Origin of the sequence: Mycolicibacterium brisbanense (genome assembly GCF_001570425.1) — a bacterium.
GTDB classification, from domain to species: domain Bacteria; phylum Actinomycetota; class Actinomycetes; order Mycobacteriales; family Mycobacteriaceae; genus Mycobacterium; species Mycobacterium brisbanense.
Window position 1 is genome coordinate 1 of record NZ_BCSX01000009.1, and the last position, 1,749, is coordinate 1,749.

The 1,749-nt window shown below is 66.2% G+C and carries 2 protein-coding genes and 1 pseudogene; all 3 read left to right on the top strand.

The annotated features are described in order from the left end of the window. On the top strand, positions 1-734 hold a 734-nt coding region (locus RMCB_RS04040; RefSeq protein ID WP_456152456.1), incomplete at its 5' end, for an NADH-quinone oxidoreductase subunit D-related protein. Positions 735-798: 64 nt separating this feature from the next. Continuing rightward, complete coding sequence (gene nuoE, locus RMCB_RS04045) at positions 799-1,527, top strand: NADH-quinone oxidoreductase subunit NuoE (protein ID WP_062827751.1); 729 nt, start codon at positions 799-801, stop codon at positions 1,525-1,527. Next, positions 1,524-1,749 (top strand): annotated as a pseudogene (locus tag RMCB_RS04050) (NADH-quinone oxidoreductase subunit F); the annotation flags it as partial. The gene nuoE and the pseudogene RMCB_RS04050, both read left to right, overlap by 4 nt.

Genomic DNA, 1,749 nt, shown 5'->3' on the forward strand with positions numbered 1-1,749 from the left:
ACGCGATCGGCCAACTGCACGCGTTGATGGAGCTGCTGCCGAAACGGTTGGGCGACTTGGAGGATCTGCTCAACGAGAACTACATCTGGAAGGCCCGCACGGTCGGTGTCGGCTATCTCGACCTCACCGGGTGCATCGCCCTGGGCATCACCGGCCCCGTGCTGCGGTCCACCGGGCTGCCGCACGACCTGCGCAAAACCCAACCGTATTGCGGTTACGAGAACTACGAATTCGACGTCATCACCGATGACCGGTGTGATTCCTACGGCCGCTACATCATCCGCGTCAAAGAGATGCGCGAGTCACTGAAGATCGTCCAGCAATGCATCGAAAGGCTAGACCGGCTGTCCTCAGAACCGGTGATGATCAGCGACAAGAAACTCGCCTGGCCCGCCGATCTCAAAATCGGGCCCGACGGGCTGGGTAATTCCCCCGAACACATCGCCAAGATCATGGGCCACTCGATGGAGGGCCTCATCCACCACTTCAAGCTCGTCACCGAAGGTATCCGGGTACCGGCCGGGCAGGTCTATGTGGCAGTGGAGTCGCCGCGCGGGGAGCTCGGCGTGCATATGGTCTCCGACGGCGGCACCCGGCCCTACCGGGTGCACTACCGCGACCCGTCATTCACCAATCTGCAAGCGGTGGCAGCGATGTGCGAAGGCGGCATGGTCGCCGACGCGATCGCCGCAGTGGCGTCGATCGATCCGGTCATGGGCGGGGTGGATCGGTAGATGAGCGCGTGCGCGAAGAGGAGACAGTACCGATGAGCGCTTGCGCGAAGAGGAGACAGCACAGGTGAGCGAAGTTTTCCTGGAACTCGGGCAACGGCCCGACGAAGCGGGCCCGCCGATCAACGGGCCCGCGGCGTATCCCGACGACGTCACCGACCGGCTGGCCGCCGACGCGCAGCGCATCACGGCCCGCTACCCCGACGCACGCTCGGCTCTGCTGCCGCTGCTGCACCTGGTGCAGTCCGAGGACGGCTGTCTCACGCCCGCCGGAATCCGGTTCTGCGCCCAGCGACTCGATCTGACCGATGCCGAGGTCACGGCGGTGGCAACGTTCTACTCGATGTACCGGCGCACCCCGACGGGTGACTATCTGGTGGGCGTGTGCACCAACACGTTGTGCGCGATCATGGGCGGGGACGCCATTCTCGATGCGCTGCAGGAGCATCTGGACATCCACGCGGGGCAGACCACCACCGACGGTCGCGTCACCCTCGAGCACATCGAGTGCAACGCGGCGTGCGACTACGCGCCCGTCGTCATGGTCAACTGGGAGTTCTTCGACAACCAAACCCCTTCCTCGGCACGCGATCTGGTCGACGGGCTGCGTAGTGGCAACCCTCCCGATCCCAGCCGCGGCGCGCCGCTGTGCACCTTCCGCGAGACCGCCCGCACCTTGGCCGGGCTCACCGACCCACACGTACCGGGCGGCGCCCCCGGCGCTGCCACCCTCGCAGGGCTGCGCCAGGCACGCGAACTCGGGATGTCCGCGGATCCCGATGGGGCAAGCGCATGACTCCGCTGACACCCGTGCTGAGCCGGTTCTGGGACGAACCCGAACCGTGGACGATGCAGACCTACCGCCGCCACGACGGCTACCGGGCGCTGGAGCGGGCATTGGCGATGCCCCCTGACGATGTGATTGCGCTGGTCAAGGATTCGGGTCTGCGTGGCCGTGGTGGTGCCGGTTTCCCGACGGGCACGAAGTGGTCGTTCATCCCGCAGGGCACCGAGGGCG